Annotated in this window: 20 protein-coding genes; 11 read left to right on the top strand and 9 right to left on the bottom strand. The window is 41.5% G+C overall.

Annotation, left to right across the window (positions count from 1 at the left end):
* Position 1: 1 nt before the first annotated feature.
* Positions 2-1,459 carry a TolB family protein gene (locus PJIAN_RS09255; protein WP_068704296.1) on the top strand — a complete coding sequence of 486 codons (1,458 nt, stop codon included), beginning with the start codon at positions 2-4 and terminating at the stop codon, positions 1,457-1,459.
* Positions 1,460-1,711: 252 nt separating this feature from the next.
* Here the strand turns inward: PJIAN_RS09255 and PJIAN_RS09250 are convergent, their stop codons facing one another.
* From PJIAN_RS09250 to PJIAN_RS09240, 3 genes are all read right to left on the bottom strand, one after another.
* Positions 1,712-3,418, bottom strand: a complete 1,707-nt coding sequence (locus tag PJIAN_RS09250; protein WP_068704294.1) for a hypothetical protein — start codon at positions 3,416-3,418, stop codon at positions 1,712-1,714.
* A 79-nt stretch (positions 3,419-3,497) separates the two neighbouring features.
* On the bottom strand, positions 3,498-4,700 hold the full coding sequence (locus PJIAN_RS09245) for a hypothetical protein (protein WP_068704292.1): 1,203 nt from the start codon (positions 4,698-4,700) through the stop codon (positions 3,498-3,500).
* Positions 4,701-4,891: 191 nt separating this feature from the next.
* Entirely contained in the window at positions 4,892-5,881 is a 990-nt protein-coding gene (locus tag PJIAN_RS09240) for a TolB-like translocation protein (protein WP_153802536.1), read from the bottom strand.
* Between the two features lie 373 nt (positions 5,882-6,254).
* Between PJIAN_RS09240 and PJIAN_RS09235 the strand changes: the two genes are divergently transcribed.
* Positions 6,255-8,870 carry a valine--tRNA ligase gene (locus PJIAN_RS09235; RefSeq protein ID WP_068704695.1) on the top strand — a complete coding sequence of 872 codons (2,616 nt, stop codon included), beginning with the start codon at positions 6,255-6,257 and terminating at the stop codon, positions 8,868-8,870.
* Positions 8,867-9,664, top strand: coding sequence for an inositol monophosphatase family protein (locus tag PJIAN_RS09230; protein ID WP_439951405.1), 798 nt, complete (start codon positions 8,867-8,869; stop codon positions 9,662-9,664). The genes PJIAN_RS09235 and PJIAN_RS09230 overlap by 4 nt, the downstream gene beginning before the upstream one ends.
* A gap of 80 nt (positions 9,665-9,744) precedes the next feature.
* On the opposite strand, the gene PJIAN_RS09225 is transcribed toward PJIAN_RS09230, so the two are convergent.
* The 3 genes from PJIAN_RS09225 to radC form a co-directional block, all read right to left on the bottom strand.
* Complete coding sequence (locus tag PJIAN_RS09225; protein WP_068704286.1) at positions 9,745-10,437, bottom strand: YiaD family glycine zipper/OmpA-like lipoprotein; 693 nt, start codon at positions 10,435-10,437, stop codon at positions 9,745-9,747.
* A gap of 323 nt (positions 10,438-10,760) precedes the next feature.
* The gene (gene efp, locus PJIAN_RS09220) at positions 10,761-11,324 is read right to left on the bottom strand and encodes an elongation factor P (RefSeq protein WP_068704284.1); all 564 of its coding nucleotides are present in this window, start codon (positions 11,322-11,324) and stop codon (positions 10,761-10,763) included.
* A gap of 150 nt (positions 11,325-11,474) precedes the next feature.
* Entirely contained in the window at positions 11,475-12,167 is a 693-nt protein-coding gene (gene radC / locus PJIAN_RS09215; RefSeq protein ID WP_068704282.1) for a RadC family protein, read from the bottom strand.
* Positions 12,168-12,484: 317 nt separating this feature from the next.
* Here radC and PJIAN_RS09210 point away from each other — a divergent pair, with 317 nt between their 5' ends.
* From PJIAN_RS09210 to PJIAN_RS09180, 8 genes are all read left to right on the top strand, one after another.
* On the top strand, positions 12,485-13,078 hold the full coding sequence (locus tag PJIAN_RS09210; protein WP_068704280.1) for an RNA polymerase sigma factor: 594 nt from the start codon (positions 12,485-12,487) through the stop codon (positions 13,076-13,078).
* Positions 13,079-13,146: 68 nt separating this feature from the next.
* Positions 13,147-13,317, top strand: coding sequence for a hypothetical protein (locus tag PJIAN_RS14915; RefSeq protein ID WP_153802535.1), 171 nt, complete (start codon positions 13,147-13,149; stop codon positions 13,315-13,317).
* Positions 13,318-13,516: 199 nt separating this feature from the next.
* Complete coding sequence (pepT, locus tag PJIAN_RS09205; protein ID WP_068704279.1) at positions 13,517-14,746, top strand: peptidase T; 1,230 nt, start codon at positions 13,517-13,519, stop codon at positions 14,744-14,746.
* Positions 14,747-14,788: 42 nt separating this feature from the next.
* The gene (gene gcvT, locus PJIAN_RS09200; protein WP_068704693.1) at positions 14,789-15,883 is read left to right on the top strand and encodes a glycine cleavage system aminomethyltransferase GcvT; all 1,095 of its coding nucleotides are present in this window, start codon (positions 14,789-14,791) and stop codon (positions 15,881-15,883) included.
* Between the two features lie 115 nt (positions 15,884-15,998).
* On the top strand, positions 15,999-16,166 hold the full coding sequence (fdxA, locus tag PJIAN_RS09195) for a 4Fe-4S ferredoxin (protein ID WP_068704278.1): 168 nt from the start codon (positions 15,999-16,001) through the stop codon (positions 16,164-16,166).
* 71 nt (positions 16,167-16,237) lie between these two features.
* Positions 16,238-16,609, top strand: coding sequence for a GtrA family protein (locus PJIAN_RS09190; protein ID WP_068704691.1), 372 nt, complete (start codon positions 16,238-16,240; stop codon positions 16,607-16,609).
* A gap of 62 nt (positions 16,610-16,671) precedes the next feature.
* Positions 16,672-17,085, top strand: coding sequence for an RNA-binding S4 domain-containing protein (locus PJIAN_RS09185; protein WP_068704277.1), 414 nt, complete (start codon positions 16,672-16,674; stop codon positions 17,083-17,085).
* A 99-nt stretch (positions 17,086-17,184) separates the two neighbouring features.
* On the top strand, positions 17,185-17,742 hold the full coding sequence (locus PJIAN_RS09180) for a DUF4924 family protein (RefSeq protein WP_068704275.1): 558 nt from the start codon (positions 17,185-17,187) through the stop codon (positions 17,740-17,742).
* Between the two features lie 227 nt (positions 17,743-17,969).
* Here the strand turns inward: PJIAN_RS09180 and PJIAN_RS09175 are convergent, their stop codons facing one another.
* The 3 genes from PJIAN_RS09175 to PJIAN_RS09165 all read right to left on the bottom strand — a co-directional run bounded on the left by PJIAN_RS09175 (position 17,970) and on the right by PJIAN_RS09165 (position 21,245).
* Complete coding sequence (locus PJIAN_RS09175; protein ID WP_068704273.1) at positions 17,970-18,542, bottom strand: DNA-3-methyladenine glycosylase I; 573 nt, start codon at positions 18,540-18,542, stop codon at positions 17,970-17,972.
* On the bottom strand, positions 18,539-19,942 hold the full coding sequence (locus PJIAN_RS09170; protein ID WP_084252347.1) for a sugar transferase: 1,404 nt from the start codon (positions 19,940-19,942) through the stop codon (positions 18,539-18,541). Before PJIAN_RS09170 ends, PJIAN_RS09175 begins: the two co-directional genes overlap by 4 nt.
* 646 nt (positions 19,943-20,588) lie before the next feature.
* Positions 20,589-21,245 (bottom strand): hypothetical protein, encoded by a 657-nt coding sequence (locus PJIAN_RS09165; protein WP_068704270.1) that lies wholly within the window; start codon positions 21,243-21,245, stop codon positions 20,589-20,591.
* Between the last annotated feature and the right edge of the window lie 1,001 nt (positions 21,246-22,246).

The raw sequence follows: 22,246 nt of genomic DNA, 5'->3' as shown, positions 1-22,246 counted from the left end.
CATGAGAACGATCCGTTTTATATACCTTGCCCTGTGTTGTGTTGGCCTGTTGGCATCCTGCTCTCCCAAGCCGAAGAATGTAACGCACACCGATAGTTTGCCTCCGATTTATCCCGATTATGCTGATGTGACGATCCCGTCTAACATCGCGCCACTCAACTTCCTTTTGCGGAACGGTGCGGATGGAGTGGAGGTGAAGGTGATTAGTCAGTCGGACAGTATTACGGCATACGGTTCAAATGAGATATGCTTTTCGGAATCTGCATGGAAACGTTTGCTCGCAAACGAGGCGGGTAAAAAGCTCACAGTGCGGGTGACGGCACGGGTTAACGGACAATGGATTGCTTACCGTCCGTTTACCTGGGATGTGGTAACGGATAAGCTCGACAGCTATCTGAGTTATCGTCTGATTGAGCCGAGTTACGAGGTGTGGAGTGACATCCGCATTTGCGAACGCAATATCGAAAACTTTGACGAACGGATACTGGCCGACAACAACCAGTTGGGTAACTCTTGTATGAACTGTCACATCTATGGCAACCAAAAGGGCGATCTGACCATGTTCCATTTGCGGGGCAAAGAAGGTGGAACCATTCTGAACCGCGACGGTAAAATGAGGAAGCTGAAACTGAAAACAGAGGGCATGATTTCTCCGGCGGTGTACGGTGGTTTTCATCCTTCGGGGCGTTACGGGGTTTTCTCTACCAATATCATTATCCCGGAATTTCACTCTCTGGGAAACAAAAGAATGGAGGTGTACGACACGGCTTCGGATCTGGTGGTGGCCGATTTTGACGCTAACCGCATGTTGACTTCGCCCCTGATTTCCAATCCGAACGTATTTGAAACGTTTCCGGTATTTTCTGCCGATGGGCGGTCTATCTATTTCTGCTCAGCCAAAAGCGTAGCCTTGCCCGCTGATGTGAAGAAGCTGAAGTACAGCCTGTGTCGCATAGCGTTCGATCCGGTAAAACGACAGTTCGGGACGACGGTAGATACGCTTGTAAATGCCCGCACTACCGGCAAATCGGTCTGTTTCCCGCGTGTGTCACCCGACGGTAAATACATTCTCTACACGGTGGCCGATTATGGTACTTTCCCTATCTGGCACCGCGAAACCGACCTGCAGATGATGAACCTTCAAACGGGAGTCGTTGATCCGCTTGCTATCGTCAATTCCAACCGATCGGATACCTATCACAGCTGGTCATCCAATAGCCGGTGGTTTGTCTTTGCCAGTAAGCGCGATAATGGCCAATACGGGAAACCCTATTTTGCCTACGTGGATAAAAATGGCAAAGCCCGCAAACCCTTTGTGTTGCCGCAAAAGCATCCGTCGCATTACGACGAAATTCTCTATTCGTACAATATTCCGGAGCTTTCGCGTAGCAAAGCCACATTCAAAGCGTCTGATATCGAAAAGATTTACGCGGGTAAAAAAGCGGAAGAGTTTAGGTAATGCTTTTCAGTCGGATTCAGGGACGTTAGTCCTGTTGTCTTGGTAGTAAAGTCGGGATATTGAAACCGGAGGAGCGTAGCTCTGATGTCTTCGGATATATAGTAGATGTCAGGACTACGTCCCTCCGTTTTTTGCTTTGTTCTGTTAGGCTACCAAGACGGCGGGGCTACGCCCCTTTCCTTTGGTTTGATCTTTCCGTCGGATTTGGCTATCGCTGATTTTTAATTGGAGATGGAACTGGGAGTGTTTTTGCTAAAGTCTTTTTAGGTATTTATAGTCATTCCCAGACTTAGCCAAAATATATTTGTCCCAGAAAGTCCTATTATTTAGATTTTCATAAGAAAAAGTCCAATCGGTAAGGGGGTTAATTTGCTCAACAACTTTACTGCCAAATTCTAAATTATCAGTTATAACTGTCGGGGCAAAATATGTCCATTCATAAATGTTATTGGAACCCGAAAATGCAACGTAATAGTGAATTGTTTGTATGCCATCTCTATTAGTAATTAATACGGGATTTATCACAACATCTCTTTCTTTTGGGAAAATCAAAGAGTGTTCAAAATACATTGAAAATTCAGTTGGGTTAGAGTTTTTCAATTTCTCATAAAAAGGTTTTAGAATAGTGTTTTTTATTTGTGTGTCAAATATTTTATTTTCTGATTCTTGCTTTTTTTTCATTACATCAGCTACAATTTCATACATTCCAACGTAATCTCTATTATTTGCTTCTTCTGTTTTCCAAATAGTTTCTCCATATTTATTCCAGTCTGGATCTTTTGTGAGGTCTTTTATTTTTTGAAACTGGTTTGTCTCCCAAAAGTCGGGATTGCAGTCAGTAGAATTTTCTTTGAAGAAATTCCATGTAGCTAAGTTGAAAAAGTATTTTTGCTTACCATCTTCTATATTCTTGGCTTCAAAGTAAGTGGCGTTATCTTTTTGATAATACCATTTGTCTTTATATTTTACCCCCTTTACAATGTAGGCGTATGTTTGGGGAATATCGTCTAAAAAGCCGGCATCTGTAATGTCTTTGCTTGAAATGATTTTTGTGCTTTTGTCTTTGTTGTTGTCCTTTAGTGATTTGAAGTTGTTGGGGACTGCTTTTTCTAGGTAAAACGCAATGAATTTAGTTCGGTTTTCATCAACTAAACAATTGTAAATAGATTGCCGGTTTATACTACTGTCATTTAGTAATATGATTTTGTTGATGAATGCTGTGTCGGACGGCGTCGAAAAGTAGTTGTTGATTAGTACATTGTAGCGTTGTTGTGCAAGTGATTTTTCTTTTTGAAGAGTCGGGTTGTCTTTTGCCACGATTTCAATAACCTCAGCTAAAGCTTGAGAAAGCGCATTGTTAATTGTGCAAATCAAAGAACTGTCCTGACAGGAAAATTCAAAACCTCGATTATTCCAGTCTCCAATAAATTCTTTATCCAAAAGAATCGCATTCTTTGTTTGGTCGTAAAGTTGAACAGAAACTGTTGCTTTGCTAATTCCTTCTTTGTAGAACTTTAGTTTTGGGAAATTGAGAATGTATTGAAAATGTTGAGTGTCAGCTATTTTTTTGAGGTCGAAAATGCTTCTGCTACACTTAATGTCTTTAAGAGTAATCAAAAGATTTGGAAATCTCTCAAAGAAGCGGTAAGTAAGATATTGCTCGGCAGTGTAAGATATTTGTTTTGAAAAGTCAAGCGTTTTGGAAAATGCAATTTCGTTTTGCATCATTATTTTAATATTCTCAGGTTGGTTTTCCATTTCGCCTGATTGTTGTTCTTTATTTCCAAGCTTTTGCGCGTTCTTAATTTCGCTATTGTGGCTGGCAATCTCTTCTTCAAAAATTTTGTCATAAGTTATTTCATTTGGAGAAAGAATTAGAATTTGAGGCTCAAAATTGGTCTGCCCGAAACCTGTTGTTGCAGCTAAAGCAAATACAAGTATTGTGAAAAGTGCTTTCATCGCTTGTTATTAATTTTTTTCTGTTTGATCGTCTCGTCGGATTTGCAGTCTGCTTCAACGCTGTTGGAACAGGGTATTCTCAATACACTCTTTTTGCACCGCCATACCCTAATTTGATACAGAGCGCGATGGTGTGTATCACGCCGTTCATGGAATCGTAACGGGACGAAAACCTAGTTTGTTGGATGGTATACCTGAGGTGATAAGAATAATATCCTCTTTTGTATTTGTTGGGGTAATTGTCGGGTGAAAAATAGCTAGAAAACTCACGACCAATCTCGAACCCAAAGCAAGGTGCTGCCTGTGAGTTTATTTCCACACTTTTAAGGCTGCTGTTTTTATCAATGTCGTCTTGTGGAGGCGATGCAGAAAACCAACTGATTCCCGCGATAGGCGACAATACGAACTTTTTGCCTAATTCGATCGGGTAACTGACCGATATTTCAGGCAGAAACAGTTGCGCACTTTCTCCGGTTGCCCAGGTGGTGCTTGCAAAAGGGAAGTCGGTGTGCAACGAGCTGAAAACGATACAAGCCCGTGTGTTGATCTGAACTTTGTCAATCCCCCAGATAAAGCCGAAACCGAAAATACCTCCGCTTGCAAATCCTTTGCGCAAGGCCGGGTTAAGGATGGAAGCGCCGCTGTAAAATTCAACTCCCAGCGAAAATCCTTTGGGAATATACTGGTAGCGGAGCACGTTTCTAACGTAGCCGTCATAGATGCTTCCCGGATATTGGTTCAGGTATTTGGTCGATGCCTGGTTGAGCGTCTGTTCGTAGTGTCCGTCGTTGGGAGTCACTAGCGCTTTCAATATCAGTTGTACAAAGCCTTTGTCCCGATTCGACAGATCGGGAGCACTGCTGATTTGGCTGTCCACGATCTCTTTTTGAGCTAAAAGCCGTTTGCTCAACTGCATGTACAGTTGATCTCTGCCGGGAAAAACGGCGTTCTTCCGATTGGCCATACTGGTCGAATCGCTGTTGGTAATATCGGAAATGATAAAATGAAAGTCGTTCAACAGATAGGCAATCATCCATTTCTCTGTCTGATACAGGGCGATGTAATTGTTATCGTCCAGTTGTTGAAGGATGTAATAGAAGTTCTCCCGTGTTTTTACTTTGTCGTTGGCAATGATATTGTCCAGCAGTATATTTCTGTATTTGGAGATCAGTTCCGATCTGCTCGGTTCCTGCATTTGAGGTTTTATAAACAACGAGTCGGACTGGCCGAAAAGCGAGGCACAAAAGAGAAACTGGAGAAATAGCAGGGTAAAAAAGCGCATATAATTTTTTGAATTAATTTTCGCAAATATATGCTTTTATTGTATTGCTTCAAAATAGAGGATAGGCTTGTTCCGTCAGATTTAGCCATCGCTGATTCCTGTCCCGTCGGATGCGTTTCAGTTTGGTTTCGGCACAGGTCGGGAGGCCTGCGCTAGCGTGTGAAAACAGGCACCCAACGTCGCAATTCAATTTACAAAATGTTCGGCAACGTTATTTTTTTTGTTTCATCATTTTTCAGGTCTAGTAATATCAAGTCTTTGTTTTGAATAAAAAGAACGAGATTACAATCCTTTGACCAATCAACTGCTCGTCCAATTATGTTATAATATTTTGTTGTTTTTATTTTATTGTCGAACAATACAAATTTGTTCAGGAATGAATAACCTAATAGACTATTACTTGAAGACCAAATTGAACTAAGAATTAAATCAACGTTTTCAATTAAGATACTGTCTTTACCTTGCGACAAATCAAATATATGCAATGATGCTTTTGGAAAGTTCGAAGTGCCTGTAAATGTCGAATGTGTAAAAAGAAAATATTTACTGTCCGGTGACCACGAAGTAATTGTCGTGTTTTTATCAGGTAGTTTTAGTTTGATTTGTTTTTTGTCTTTTATCGAATAAATGTAAGGCGTACCTAGTGGCATTTGTTTGTAGGCGATATAGTTCCCGTCTTGAGATATCTTTGGAGAAGTGAAATTGTAGTTTTGCTTTGAAATATTGGCAACTTTGTTTTCTCCCAGTTTTCTCGTTAGAACAGCAGGCTCTCGTCCATTTATTGATGAAATATAGTAGCTTGTCTGGCTTGTCCTATCAAACTCAAGCAGATATTCATTTGATTGTGAAGCTCCATTGGTTGTCAAAGTGTGTTTGTCAATGTCTAAAATATATTGTTGTGAAAGGCCATTTTGTTTTGATAAAAATAATATCTGGTTGTTATTTATCCAGTTTATTGAAGTTTTGTATTGCAGTCCGATATTCAGATCAGAAGAATTAGTTTCTCTACTTACAGAATCATTCTTCAAATGATAAATGAAAATATCCTCCACACTACCTAAAAAAGCGATAAAAGCAATTTTATCCCCATTCGGAGAAAATTGCCCATCTCTAATCTCAGTTATCTGAGAATAACAAAGATTTCCAAATAGAATTAATAGAGTCAATAGTCTGAATTTCATTGTCTTTTTGAAGTTCACTAACGTATAATTTTCTAACATTCGTAATTTTTCAACTTAGCTTATTGCGTATATGCAAATTGTGTTTAGTGATATTTCTTAGCTCAAGTATCAGCTAATCAGTTGAATGTATTTGTTTGTCAACCAATCTCTTTTCCGCATATTCGCAATAAGCTGTCTCGTTGTAAATATAAAAACTTTTTTTAGCATAAAACATAAGTTTTCTGTTGGAGTTTTCAACGGACATGTTTGCTGTGTTCTCTTTATTGACACATTAGCATATTGGTACATTGGCACATTTTCCTCGGATATTTTTTGTAATTTTGCAGGTCAAAACCGAAAGGTTATCTTGTTCACTAATAATCGCTTAACTTTTATGGAATTAGCAAGTAAATACAACCCCTCCGAAGTAGAATCGAAATGGTACCAGTATTGGCTGGATAACGGATTTTTCAAGTCGAAACCCGACGGACGGGAACCTTATACTATCGTCATCCCTCCTCCAAACGTAACCGGTGTGTTGCACATGGGCCACATGCTCAACAATACCATTCAGGATATTTTGGTGCGTCGCGCCCGTATGCTGGGCAAAAACGCCTGCTGGGTGCCGGGAACCGACCATGCTTCTATTGCTACCGAAGCCAAAGTGGTGGGAAAACTTGCTGCCGAAGGAATAAAAAAAACCGACCTCTCCCGCGATGAGTTTTTGGAACATGCCTGGGAATGGACCCGCAAACATGGCGGTATCATTCTGGAACAGTTGAAAAAGCTTGGTGCCTCGTGCGACTGGGATCGTACCTGCTTCACCATGGACGAAGCCCGTTCCGAAAGTGTTATCAAGGTGTTTGTCGATCTTTACAACAAAGGATTGATCTACCGCGGCGTGCGCATGGTCAACTGGGATCCGAAAGCGTTGACAGCTCTTTCCGACGAAGAGGTGATCTACAAGGAACAAAACGGGAAATTGTATTACCTGCGCTATAAAATCGAGGGAGAAGAGGGGTATGCCGTTGTGGCAACCACCCGCCCCGAAACCATCATGGGCGATACCGCCATGTGTATCAACCCGCACGACCCGAAGAACACGCACCTGAAAGGCAAAAAGGTGATCGTTCCTTTGGTGAACCGTGTTATTCCGGTGATTGAAGACGACTACGTGGACATCGAATTCGGTACCGGTTGCCTGAAGGTGACTCCGGCGCACGACGTGAACGACTACATGCTGGGCGAAAAATATAACCTGCCCTCTATCGATATTTTCAACGATAACGGAACATTGAGCGAAGCTGCCGGTTTGTATGTCGGCATGGATCGTTTCGATGTTCGCAAACAGATCGAGAAAGACCTGGCCGATGCCGGTCTGCTCGAAAAGGTGGAAGATTACACCAACAAGGTGGGTTTTTCCGAACGTACCAACGTGCCCATCGAACCGAAGCTCTCTATGCAGTGGTTCCTCAAGATGGAAGAACTCTCAAAACCGGCTCTCGAAGCGGTGATGAGCGACGAAATAAAACTGGTTCCCGCCAAATTCAAAAATACCTACCGTCACTGGATGGAGAACGTGAAGGACTGGTGTATTTCCCGTCAGTTGTGGTGGGGACATCGCATCCCGGCCTATTTTCTTCCGAAGGGTGGGGTAGTGGTTGGCGAAACCAAAGAAGAGGCTTATCAAAAAGCATTGGCCAAGGTTGACTATCCGTTGACCATCGATGAACTTCGTCAGGATGAGGATGTGCTTGATACCTGGTTCTCATCGTGGTTGTGGCCGATCTCTGTTTTCGACGGCATTAATCACCCCGAAAACGAAGATGTAAATTACTATTATCCTACCAGCGATCTGGTTACCGGTCCTGATATTTTGTTCTTCTGGGTGGCCCGTATGATTATCTCGGGTTACGAATACCGTCAGAAGCCTTGTTTCAACAACGTTTACCTCACCGGTATCGTTCGTGACAAGCAAGGCCGCAAGATGTCGAAATCGCTGGGTAACTCGCCCGAGCCGCTGAATCTGATCGAACAGTTTGGTGCCGATGGTGTGCGTATGGGGATGATGCTGGCAGCGCCTGCCGGTAACGACGTGTTGTTCGATGAATCGCTCTGCGAACAGGGGCGTAATTTTAATAATAAGATCTGGAATGCTCTCCGTCTTGTAAAAGGATGGGAGGTTGCCGATATTGCACAACCCGAATCGTCGAAGATTGCTATCAAATGGTTTGATGCCAAATTGAGCCAAACCATCGAAGAGGTGGACGATCTGTTCGGTAAATACCGTTTGAGCGAAGCTTTGATGGCGGTTTACAAACTCTTCTGGGACGAGTTTTCGGCCTGGTATCTCGAGCTCATCAAACCGGCTTACCAGCAACCGATCGACAAAGCAACACTGGATGCAACCATTGGCTTCTTCGAAAAACTGCTGAAGATGCTCCATCCGTTTATGCCGTTTATCACCGAAGAACTCTATCATGCCCTTGGCGAACGTGCCGAAACGGACAGTATCATGGTAAGTGCTATGCCGAAAGCCGGTGTAATCGATGAGGCATTGTTGGCGCAGTTCGAACAAACCAAAGAAGTTATTGCGGGTATTCGTACCATCCGTCTTGAAAAGAACATTCCGAACAAAGAACAACTGGCCTTGCAGGTGGTTGGAAACGACGCATTAGCTTTGCAGACAGTGGTGGAAAAAATGGCTAACCTTTCGGAAGTGGAAATAGTTGCTGAAAAAGTGGCAGGTGCAGGATCCTTTATGGTCGGTACTACCGAATATGCTGTGCCGCTCGGTGCTCTTATCGACGTGGAAGCCGAACTGAAAAAACAACAAGAGGAGATCGTTTACCTCGAAGGATTCCTTGTGTCGGTAAACAAAAAACTGAGCAACGAGAAATTTGTGGCCAATGCCAAGCCCGAAATTGTGGCTAACGAACGTAAAAAACTGGCCGATGCCGAAAGCAAGATTGCTTCGCTGAAAGAGAGCATTGCCGCATTATCGAAATAAGAATGGATTACGAAGAACTTTGCCTCTCCGTTTGCGAAATAGCCCGGAAAGCAGGCGGTTTTATAGCCAACGAGCGTAAGCATTTCAATCCGGATAAGATTGAAAGTAAAGGCTTGCACGATTTGGTGAGCTACGTGGATAAGACCTCTGAAAAAGTGATTATCGAAGCACTTTCGACATTGCTTCCCGAGTCAGGTTTTATAGCCGAAGAGGGTACTTCCAATAAAAAAGGTGACCGTTTCAACTGGGTGATCGATCCCTTGGACGGTACCACCAATTTTATTCAGGGCGTGCCGGTTTATGCCGTCAGTATCGGATTGCTCGAAGGAGAAGAGCTGGTGCTCGGTGTGGTCTACGAAATCTGCCGCGACGAGTGTTTCTTTTCTTGGAAAGGTGGCAAAGCCTATCTGAACGGCGACGAGATTCACGTTTCGAAAACCTCGGATATGCACGATGCTTTGCTGGCAACAGGATTTCCCTATTCCAATTTTTCACAACTCGATAGTTACATGGGCTTGTTGAAGTGGTCGATGACAGAAGCCCGTGGCGTACGTCGTTTAGGTTCTGCCGCTACAGATTTGGCTTACGTGGCCTGCGGTCGTTTCGATGCATTCTTTGAATACGACCTGAAGCCCTGGGATGTCGCCGCCGGTGCGTTTATCGTACAGCAGGGCGGAGGAAAGATTGCGGATTTCAACTGTGGAGAAAGTTACCTGTTTGGTGGCGAGATTATAGCTTCCAATGCTCCGTTGCTTGCTGAAATGCAGCAAAAAGTGGATGAATTTATGAATTGAAAAATCAATTTTCAAGGATACAAAAAGCGGTCGTTCTGCGTAAGCAAAACGACCGCTTTTTTATGTTGCAAACGTTCGGTTTATTTCAATGTGCCGTCGTTAGCTTGTTGAATCATAGTAGAGTTAGCTGAGATGAAAACTTCTACGCGACGGTTTTGAGCACGACCTGCTGCAGTACTGTTGTCAGCTACAGGATTGTCCCATGCTTTACCAATTGTTGAAAGACGAGCACTTTCGATACCACTGTTGTTCAGGTATTGTCCAACAGCATTGGCACGTTCCTGTGATAAGCGCTGGTTAAGTGCCAAACTTCCGGTATTGTCTGTATATCCATAGATGGTAACGTCTGTTTGAGCATTGTTCTTCAATGAAGCAGCAAATTTGGTAAGAGCATCTTTTGAAGAAGCGCTGAGGATACTTTTACCTGTGCTGAACAGAATTCCTTCAGCGAAAGTTACTTTGATAGCTTCAAGGTTGTTTGCGTCTTTTACGGATTCAACCTGAGCGCCCTGTATTTTTGCCAACTCTTCTTTTTGTTTGTCCATTTTCTTGCCGATTATTACACCGGTAGTTGCACCAACTGCTGTACCGACTGCGGCTCCAATAACAGCGCCTTTGCCTTTTCCGAACAAAGCGCCTACGCCGGCACCAAGTGCTGCACCTGCACCACCACCCAAAAGTCCGCCTTTAGCAGTATTGCTCATGCTTGCACAACCGGACACTAGAATAGCTCCACAAAGAGCTAACGAAATAATTACATTTGATTTTTTCATTGCAATATAAATTAATTAATGTTTGATTTTAATTTTGCATCTTTCGTATTATGCAAAAATACTGTTTGTTTTTTCTCTTTATTTTGTAAATTAATTACTTGTGCCTGTCTGTGGATGGCGTAATTTGAAAGTGGCACAAGTATAGCTTCAGTTTGCAAAAGTAAGGCAAAAAAGGAGGTTTTCTATTCAATTTTCATAAAAAATGATGAATTGTATTTGTAATTTTCTCCGGAGAGATATGTTTTTTGTTTGGATAGAGATAAAAAAAATAAGGCAGAAAGCTGAACATCAGCTTTCTGCCTTATGATGATTTTATTTGGCAATTATTTTGCTCTTTCTACGTATGAACCGTCACGGGTATCAACCTTGATCTTTTCGCCTGTTTCGATAAACAGAGGAACACGAACGGTAGCTCCTGTTTCAACGGTAGCCGGTTTCAATGTGTTGGTAGCGGTATCGCCTTTCAGACCCGGTTCTGTGTAGGTAATCTGCAATACAACATGAGTTGCAACGTCAGCATACAAAACAGTTTCTGATTCTGCATGTGTTACTACTTCAACAGATTCGCCTTCTTTCAAAAAGTCAACGCCATTGATTAATGATTTCTGAATGGAAATTTGTTCAAAAGTCTCGTTGTTCATGAAGTTGTAACCCATATCGTCCTGATAGAGGTATTGATAAGGACGGCGTTCGATACGGACTTCATCTACCTTGACACCTGAGTTGAAAGTTTTGTCGATTACGCGACCAGTTTGTACGTTTTTCAATTTTGTACGAACGAAAGCCGGACCTTTACCCGGTTTTACGTGAAGAAATTCAACTATGAAGTAAAATTGGCCCTCCATATCGAGGCACATTCCATTTCTAAAGTCAGCTGTTGTTGCCATAAAAGGTTACTGTAGTTTGATATTGTTAGCGTCCTGTCAAATCTATATAGTTTGATATCAGGTTACTATTGATTATTAAAATTGTTCGGATTTGGACGACAAAGATAGTTCTATTTGGCGAATTTACAAAGACTTTGTATGTTGAAATGCCTACAGCATTCCGTTGTCGGCAAAACTGTAATAAGTTTTGTGTCCGATTATCAGATGATCCAGAAGTGAAATATCAACGATTTTGCAGGCTTCCGAAAGCTTTTGCGTTATTTTGATGTCTTGCTGGCTTGGTTCTATATTTCCGGACGGATGGTTATGTCCCACAATGATACCGGCAGCCAGTTTGTCAATGGCTGTTTTCAGTACTAATGGTATTTCCACAACTGTCTGGCCTGTTCCTCCCTGCGTGAGTTTTACCTGTCCAATTATTTTGTTTGCCCGGTTGAGCAGTAGCATCCAGAACTCCTCGTGGGGAAGATCGGCCATTTTCGAATGCAGCACCTCAAATACATCTTCGCTGGCAAGCACTTTCTTTTTTTCGGCAGGTTGAGCAACTTTTCGCCGTCTTCCCAGTTCCATTGCGGCAGCAATTGTAATTGCTTTGGCGTTGCCAATGCCTTTGAAGTTTTTTATCAGGGATTGGATGCTTTGTTTGCCCAGCTCGTCGAGATTGTATTCTACGGAATGTAAGATGCGTTGCGACAACTCCACAGCCGACTCACAGGCATTGCCGGAACCTATGATGATTGCAAGCAGTTCGACATCGGAAAGCGATTGAGCTCCTTTTAATAAGAATTTTTCTCTTGGACGATCTTCTTCTTTCCATTCCTTGATATTCAGGTGTTTGTTCATTGGTATATGTGTTATTTACGCAAAGATAAAATATTAAGTTTAATATATAAGGCGCATATTGGTTAAGTTTGTGTCAAGGGTATTGTCGTAAATGAAATGTAATATGCTAAATTAATGGCGTAGTCTTTTAGTTGCGGGCTAAAACTGAAATGTTTAAATAATTTAAATAACATAAAAAGCACGTCTTTTACTACAGCTGGATGTTGGTTTGCTTTTAAGAAATTGTATCTTTGTTTCTCATAATTAATTGTTATTCACATTCTAATTCTACTTGCCTATTGACCGATATTTACTTTTGAACCCTAAATTTAAAAGTAATGCCTATCAATTTGTTGGAAAAGACAGATGATGAGTTGGTACACCTTTACTCCAAAGGTGATCATGATGCTTTTGCTGTGTTAATAAGCAGGCACAAGGATAAAGTTTATACGTACATTTACCTTCTCGTACGTAATCGTCAGTTGGCAGAAGATCTGTTTCAGGATACCTTTATAAAAGTAGTAACTTCTATCAAGCAGCAGCGTTATGCTGATAATGGAAAATTTGTGGCCTGGGTGAACCGGATTGCACACAATCTTATTATCGATTATTTCCGTCGCGAACAGGGCGAAAATACGCTTTCCCATACTGATTTTGACTATGACGTTTTTAATAATGTCAGGTTGAGCGATTCCACTGTGGAGGAGGAAATGGTACGTGAACAGCTGATGTGTAATGTTGCACGAATGGTTGATTTTCTGCCTGATACTCAGCAGGAAGTTGTCCGGATGAGGTTTTATGAAGACTTGAGCTTTAAGGAAATAGCTGATAAAACAGGCGTGAGCATAAATACGGCGCTGGGTAGAATGCGGTATGCACTTATCAATATGCGAAAGATGGCAGAGGAAAATAATATGGTTTTGAATATTTAACTTACTGAAAATAATATAAGCAGGGTTTGTGCGTTTATTGTATGTAACTAAAAACCAAAACCTTGCCTATGAGAAAAAAATACACTTCCCAACCACATTCAAATACGCTCAAAAAAGAAGTTCCGCCAATACAGTTATCGCCAAGTAAAGCTGTTGTAGACCGTATCCTCGCTTTTTCCTCTTCCTACTGGACAGCAAACGGTTTAGACGGAGTAAATGTGGAGCTTATTTTGAATTAAAGCACAAGATCGGGCTGCGAGCCTGAAATGTGAAATAAAAAATGTCGGTACAACTTATTTTGTGCCGACATTTTTTATCTTTGTAACCGTTTTCTTACAAATTGTAATTCAATACATTGAATTGTAACTTTCAGGTATATAGTTTGTTGCATTGCGTTCGTTTGGTGGAAATGTTTATAATTGCACAAAAAAAATAATTATGTATTCCAAATTAGTAGATCGTTTTCTGAAATACGTGTCGTTTGTGACTACATCCGACGAAAAAACAGGTCTGACTCCCAGCACTCCGGGACAGTTGATTTTTGCAAATTACCTTGCAGATGAGTTGAAAAACATAGGATTGATAGATGTTTCGGTAAGTGAATACGGATATGTGATGGGCACCCTGCCTGCCAATACAGATCTTGCTGTGCCGACTATCGGATTTATAGCTCATATGGATACTAGTCCTGACATGACTGGCAAACACCCAAAACCACGCATTGTGGCTCAATATGACGGTAGTGAAATTGTTCTGAACAAGGAAGAAAATATTGTACTTGCTCCGTCCGAATTCCCTGAACTGCTTCAGTATAAAGGGCAGGACATTATTGTGACTGATGGTAAAACCTTGCTGGGTGCCGATGATAAGGCTGGTATTGCCGAAATTATGACTGCACTTGAAAATCTGGTTGCCAATCCGTCACTGAAACACGGGAAAATCCGGGTGGCTTTTACGCCAGACGAAGAGATCGGGATGGGAGCTTCCAAGTTTGATGTGGAAAAATTTGCAGCAGACTGGGCTTATACGCTCGACGGCGGAGAGATCGGTGAGCTTGAATACGAAAATTTCAATGCGGCTGCGGCTACGGTTACGTTCAAAGGACGCAATGTTCATCCGGGATATGCAAAGCATAAAATGTTGAACTCTATGCGTGTAGCCAATCAGTTCGCGGGTATGTTGCCACGTCACGAAACTCCCGAGCATACTGAAGGATACGAAGGTTTTTATCACCTTACCTCCATGGAAGGGAATGTGGAGAAATCGACCCTAACTTACATTATCAGAGATCATGATCGCGATCGTTTTGAGAAAAGGAAAAAAGAAGTGCAACATTTGGTCAATAAAATTAACTCCGAATTTCCGGGTTGTGCTTCGGTAGAGCTGAAAGATCAGTATTTCAATATGCGCGAGAAAATTGAACCGGTGATGCACATTGTGACAATCGCGGAAGAAGCGATGAAGGAAGCGGACGTCAAACCGAACGTGAAAGCAATTCGCGGGGGAACCGACGGATCGCAGCTGTCGTTCAAAGGATTGCCTTGTCCGAATATTTTTGCAGGAGGCCATAATTTCCACGGTCGCTTCGAGTATGTGCCCATTCCATCGATGCAGAAAGCGGTAGATGTGATTTTAAAGATTGTGGAAAAAGTCGCAAAACTCAACTGATTCAATGTCTGATTTTGAAAATTCAACCCTTACAATAATATGATTAAGACAACTCCATTTACAGAGAAACACATCGCGTTGGGAGCTAAAATGGCTGCTTTTGCGGGTTATAATATGCCCATAGAATATAGCGGAATCACAGACGAACATATGACTGTGCGTCAGGGTGTCGGCGTGTTTGATGTGTCGCACATGGGCGAATTTTGGGTGAAAGGCGAAAAAGCGTTGCCTTTTCTTCAGCGGATTACTTCAAATGATGTGTCGGTATTGCCTGTTGGCAAAGCGCAATATTCCTGTTTTCCTAACGGGAAGGGCGGCATTGTTGATGACTTGCTGGTTTATCATTACGAACCTCAAAAATATATGCTGGTGGTGAATGCTGCCAATATTGACAAAGACTGGAACTGGTGCGTGCAAAATAACACGGAAGGTGCCGATTTGGAAAATGCGTCCGACCGTATGGCGCAATTGGCAGTGCAAGGCCCTAAAGCGGTTGAAGTGCTGCAAAAGCTCACCGCTGTCGATTTATCCTCTATCGCATATTATGCATTTACGACCGGCGAATTTGCCGGAGTGAAAGATGTTATCATTTCCAACACAGGCTATACGGGAGCCGGAGGTTTCGAGCTCTATTTCTATCCTGAACAGGCAGATATTATCTGGAATGCAATTTTTGAGACCGGAAAAGAGTATGGTATAAAACCAATAGGACTTGGTGCTCGCGATACATTGCGTTTGGAAATGGGTTTTGCGCTTTATGGCAACGATATTGATGATACCACCTCTCCAATAGAGGCCGGTCTTGGATGGATTACCAAATTTGCTGATGACAAGAATTTTATAGACAGACCTTTGCTGGAACAACAGAAGGCAGAAGGTGTTAGCCGTCGGTTGGTTGGTTTTATTCTCACAGAAAGAGGTATTCCGCGTCATGATTATCCGATTGTTGACGCAGAAGGCCGTGTTATCGGAAAAGTCACTTCGGGGACACAGTCTCCGGTTTTGAAAGCCGGTGTCGGGATGGGATACGTGGAAGTAGGGTTTGCGAAACCCGAAACGCAGATTTTTATCAGTATCCGGAACAAGCCCGTTGCAGCTAAAGTAGTTAAGCCTCCTTTCTGTAAAGGAGCGCTCTAAACCGACTTTTTGAGTTTTGCTTTTTTTGCAAAAATAAACGCTTTGGACTTGTATCTTGCTCCAAAATGCTTTATTTTTGTGTCGCAAATTAGTACTAATTAAAAATTTCACAAAAATGGCTCACGTAATTTCAGAAGATTGTATTGCATGTGGTTCTTGTATCAGTGAATGTCCTGTTGAAGCTATCAGCGAAGGCGATATCTATGTAATCGACCCGGATATTTGCACAGATTGCGGAACATGTGCTGATGTTTGTCCTTCAGAAGCAATTCATCCGGCATAACATGCACTATTGCAAACATTTAAAACCACCTCACGGAGGTGGTTTTTTTGTATCCGCATACCATTAAAGATATGTTAGCACAATTTGTAAAGTTTTGTGTGGTAGGAGCTTCCGGTACGGTGATCGATTTCGGTCTGACGTATCTTTTTAAAGAGAAGGTTCACCTCAATAAGTACATTTCCAATTCTATCGGGTTTCTCTCGGCGGCGACATCCAACTATATCCTGAACCGGATATGGTCGTTCGAGAACCACAATCCTGCTATAGGAGAGCAATACATGCTCTTCATGTCCATCTCTCTTCTGGGGCTTTTGATCAACAACGGCGTTATTTATCTGTTGACTAAAAAACTTCACATGAATTTTTATGTTGCCAAGGTAATTGCCACTGGAGTTGTTACGTTGTGGAACTTTGTGATGAATTATTTATTTACGTTCCGGTAAATTTCACTGTTTTTTCTTCGGGAAACAGCAGTTTTCTCTCTGATAGTTTTTTAATTTGCAATATGAAAAACGAAGCGCGTATAGATAAATGGCTGTGGGCTATGCGGTTGTTTAAGACACGCACCATTGCCGCCGAAGCTTGTAAAAAGGGTAGGGTGATGATTCTGCAAACAGCGGTAAAACCTTCCCGGAATATCAAAGTGGGTGATGTGATTCAGGTGAAACGTTCGCCGGTCGTTTATTCATTCAAGGTACTTGCTCTTACGGAAAACCGGCTGGGAGCCAAGCTGGTTCCCGAATACATGGAGAATGTGACAACGGCTGATCAGCTGGAGTTGCTCGAACTGTCGAAAGTGGCAGGCTTTGTGGGGCGCGACAGAGGAACCGGAAGGCCAACCAAGAAAGATCGCCGTGATCTGGATGCTTTTATGGATGATGAAGAGCCTTTCTTTGCTGATGAAGACTGGGAAGATTAAAATAATTCCAAATTTCAGGTTCCAAGATTGCAAACTCTGTTATCTGACTTAAATACATTTGTATCAACAGTATTAATTTCTTATTTTCAAATTGAATCTATGTTTATTGCACAGCAAAAGCGAAAAGACAATATTGCCGAATATGTTCTCTATATGTGGCAACTCGAAGATTTGATCCGTGCCTATAAGCTCGATATTGAATCAATTGCGGAAAATGTGATCAATAAAATGACTTACGGAGAAGAGGGAAAAGCTCAGATTCGCGATTGGTACGAAAGTTTGATTGAGATGATGCGTTTGGAAGGTGTGCAGGAAAAAGGGCATTTGCAAATGGTGAAAAATACCGTGTCGGATGTAACCGATTTGCATTATGCTTTGCTGAAATCTCCCAAATATCCCGGCTATAGTGCTCTTTTTTATCAGACTTTGTCGGTTATCGGGGCTTTTCGTCAACGACAGGATAATCCTGATGCAGAAGATATTGAGCTGTGTTTTGTTTTCCTGTATGGGGTACTGATGCTTCGTTTGCAAAAGAGAGAAATTTCGCAGGATACGCAGATAGCTCTCACCCAAATCAGTAAATTACTAGCCTTGTTGTCTCACAATTATAAGCTTTATCTGAATAACGAACTGGAATTGGACGAGCCGGAAGTCTAATTGATAATTAGTAATGCTAATCATGAGTTGCAATAATTACTAAACCATCTGATCATTAACTTGACTGTAGGCCATACATGTCAAACAACGTTCAGCGAAGCTAATAGAAAATGCAATTTCTGCATTAATGCAACCCCATATGGGGTTGAACCTTGGCCACGATATTTATTTTCTATTGATATATAAGTATTAACGGACTATTTTTAACTCCGGTTTCTCATTTCTCGTTACTCGTTACTGATATCATGTCTGAAGCAGCTCACTAAGTGATCGTTGATCATTCCGGCAGCCTGCATGTAAGCGTAGCAGATAGTCGTGCCAACGAATTTAAATCCCCGTTTTTTGAGGTCTTTGCTCATGGCGTCCGATTCTGAGGTAGAGACAGGCGTTGTTTTCATGTCCGTGATTCTGTGGTCAATGGTTTTGCCTCCGGTGAATTGCCAGATGTAACGATCGAAGGAGCCGAATTCTTTCTGTACCTGCATAAAGGCACGAGCGTTGGTGATAGTTGCAAGAATTTTAAGCCGGTTCCGGATTATACCCTCGTTGTGCATTAAAGCTTCAATTTTTGCTTCATCATAATCAGCTATCACGCTATAATCGAAATTATCAAAAGCCTTTCTGAAATTCTCCCGTTTATTGAGGATAGTATTCCAGCTCAGTCCAGCCTGAAAGCTGTCGAGTACTATAAATTCGAAATGGCGCGCGTCATCATGGAGCGGAACACCCCATTCGGTGTCGTGGTATTCAATTGCCAGCGTGTGATTTGCCGGCCAGGGGCAACGTTGTTTATCTTTCATCGTCCGTTTGCTTTCAATACTACACCAATCGTGGCAACCATTATCTTCAGATCCATATTTATCGACCAGCTGTCAATATAGTCCAGATCCATCTTCATCCACTCTTTGAAGGTTACCGTATGACGACCCCATACCTGCCAGCTGCCAGTAATGCCGGGCTTCATGCTGAGCCGTCTTATTTGGGGACGACTGTATTTCATAACTTCAGAGAGCAAAGGGGGGCGGGGACCCACAATGGACATTTCGCCTTTGAATACATTAATGAGCTGGGGTAATTCGTCAAAGGATAATTTACGGATATAGCGGCCAATACGGGTCATTCTGGGGTCATTCTCCATTTTGAATACAGGACCGTCAGCTTCATTCAGCTGCATCAGCGCTTGTTTTCTGGCTTCTGCATCTACTACCATTGATCGGAATTTTAAGCAGGTGAACCGTCTGCCGTTTTTGCCAATTCGTTCCTGTCTGAAAAGGACTGGCCCTCCATCTTCTAATTTAATCAATGCCGCAATCAGTAACATTAGAGGAGAGCCTATCACCAGTAAAAAAGCACTTGCTATGTGATCAAAAACTTCTTTCAGGTGCAGACAAATGTAATTGTTGGGGGTGGTTTGATAATCAATAAATTGCTCTTTGAACGGAATGTTATTTTTGCCAGTTTGTTGTTGATGTCTGGGGAAATAGTGAAGCATCATATGCAGGCTAACACCTATTTCATCTAACGAGCGGATGAGTTGGATGATATCAAACTGTTTGTTATTAATCGGAATACAATAAAAAATATCGTCCACTGCGTTTAGTGTTACGAATTTTAGCAGGCTTTCCTGATTGTCTATGAGAATCGCATTGGCGTATTTGTCTTTGATCTGCGGATCAGGAGTGATGATTTTGCTGATTTTATACCCCCAGTCTTTCGAATACATAAATGAGTTGATAAACGATTCGGATGATTTGTTGGCGATAATAATAATATTTCGGGTGTTGTGATTCCTGCTTCGAATGAAGTGCATAATGCTGTAAAAACTGCTTTTAAAAGCAATAAGAGAGATGAAATTGATTGCTCCAAAATAACAGATGTATAAAATTAGCAGTTTTTTATGGCTTAAAGCAGGCAGGAATGTAGCTTCCAATATGAAGAATGTGCACCCCAAAATTATAGTGGCCAGGTAGCCGCGGATCATACTGTAAAACGAAGAGTTTCTGAAAATAATACCCAGATGAAGATAATAAAAGCAGACACTCCATATTATGATAAGCTGGCTTATGAACATGGTAAAATGCTCTGGAGTCAGCATTTGAATAGAAAATAGACAGGAGGTGCTGATAAAAATTCCAGAAGAAAGGATGACCTGTAAAACGATCATCACTTTCGAAAGATTAGACTCCCTTTGGGTAAGCATAATTCGTTGATTAACCTAAAAGTGGTTATTCTTAGTTGAAATATTTAGATAAAATTCTCTTCAGATATAAAGGCAAAAATAAATAAACATTTCCATATTACGAATATATAATTATAAATTAAGTTTAAAAAAACAAGGGTTAATAAGATTTGTAATGTAAAGTTTGTGTTTTGTTTGTATTGGATGCGTTGTGTCAGAGAATCTGGCAGTTGAGTAATATTGAATATGAGTGTTGTGGGAGACAAAATGTTTAACTAAACCATTGACGATATTAGTTTGTGTGAGTAGGAACAAAATATAACTTAGGAGATCTTTCGGTCCGTAGGTTCGTGTTGCAAAAGCAATACTCTTACTGAATCAATATTATTAAGAGTAGAGTGAGTATGTAAATGCAAGTGGTTTTGATTTGCGCCATTTGCGTTCCAAATGCGTTTTTCACAGACAGACACATTAACTTATCCGATTGTTTGCTTACTCGTTTGTCCTGAGAAACTAGCTATAAATAACCCCGAATGCATCCAGGGTTATTTAAATTCAATCGCTCCGTGGTTAATCGTAGAACTATACCCCCGTTCTCCACCCGACGATTGCCGAGGTAAATGGAGAACGTTATAGGGACGATTTTGTCTATGTGTAAATGTGGATGTTATGGCCGCTTCGCACGGAAGTGGTAGGTGAGCCCCAACTGAAGTGATGCGATGCTTGTAAACGGTGTTCCATGTACAATTTCATTCATCAGCTCGCTTGTTATATTGTTAGCAAGCTCAATATTCATGTCCAGGCGGTGACTGATGTGAAGATTGCTTTGCATACCGAAGCGTACAATATAAGTTGTTAAGTCAGCAGAATAGTCTCCTTTGCTTCTGTATCCTATTCCAATTCCTCCAAAAATTGACATTGTAATGAAACGGGGCTTGTATCCGTTCCACCAGTTACTCAGATTTACGGTACCATCTAAAGCTAGATTGGTTCCGGTCGCTTTATATGTTTTATTTTGCAAGGTCGTCCATTTATAACCAGCATATCCGAACTCCATGCGAAATCCGATTACTGGCGAAATGTCATAACCAACGTACATCGTGGCTAAGGGGCTTCCGTTGTTTTTAAAAGATAAGACACAGGGCTTATCTAGTGGATCATTATATTCAGCAATGAATAAGTTGTAACCTGAATAAATACTCATGTACCATCCGGTAGCTGATACCGGAGCGCTTTGTTTGTCAGGCTGGTTCTTGTTGTTCTGGGCATTTGCCTTGAACGTGAAAGCCGACATCAGAATAATAGAGGCAATAATTGGTTTCATAGTTGATTCTCTTTATTGATTTTGGTTTAAATAATATCGTTGCAGGAGCTTGTATTCCTAAACGAAAGTCTCTCTCAATGGCTTTATCTCCTTGTGTTTTAGCGCTGGTTATTGTAACCCACTAAAACACAAAGCCACAAAGTATCTGAAAAGACGAACCAGAACCAACGTTGTGTATAAACCGGACTCTTTATTTTTCTCAGGGATGGATTCCATGTATAGAAAACTGTCTCCTTGTTGCTATTCATCCGTACGGAATCTTAGCATTTATTGCCTCCGGATAACTGTTCGTTTTTTTGTTGTAAATAATTATTAGAAAGATCGCTATAGGTGAATTGTGTAATTCTGTATTGACAAATATAAGGCTGGATTGTAAAAAAGATTCTTTTTGATAGTTAAATGTTCGATCTGAAAATATTTAACGAAAACACATAAATACATATTAATCTTAGGATTTTGTTTTATAGATCAGGCTTAAGCAGATTTGTGGTAGCAGCGGGATTCGTACCAGAGGATTTTTTCGGCTGAGGGGAGGATTTCAGAAGTTACACGGAGACCCGGTTGCGGTGTTTGGCTGGTTTGTAGAGCGAAAAAGGGGAGATGATTATCCTAAATTCTTTCGGTGTCGTTAACTCTTTCGTCTGCAAAGTCGATTTAACCCTGATCGAGTAGTGGATTGTATGAATCAACCGGCAATTGTTATCATTAGGGAAAAGAACAAGATGAAGCTATTGTTCTTCATGATGATAAGTTTTACCACGAAGAACACAAAGGTTAGTCACAAAGTTCTATCTTGAATTGTCTTATCATTCAGTTGTTCTTAGTGCAGTCTTCACGCGCTTTGAGGTTTGATGTTGCTTGTTGCGAATGAATTTGTTCTACCATTAAGGCATTAAGAGGATTAAGTCTAAATACGTTCCTAAAATTCTTAATGATAAGAAGTTATATTATTTTGAGCTTCTTGGTGTGATTCTTGGTGCGCCTTTGTGTTTGATATTGCT

Origin of the sequence: Paludibacter jiangxiensis (genome assembly GCF_001618385.1) — a bacterium.
GTDB lineage: Bacteria > Bacteroidota > Bacteroidia > Bacteroidales > Paludibacteraceae > Microbacter > Microbacter jiangxiensis.
This window is presented reverse-complemented; position numbering and strand designations above follow the sequence as displayed.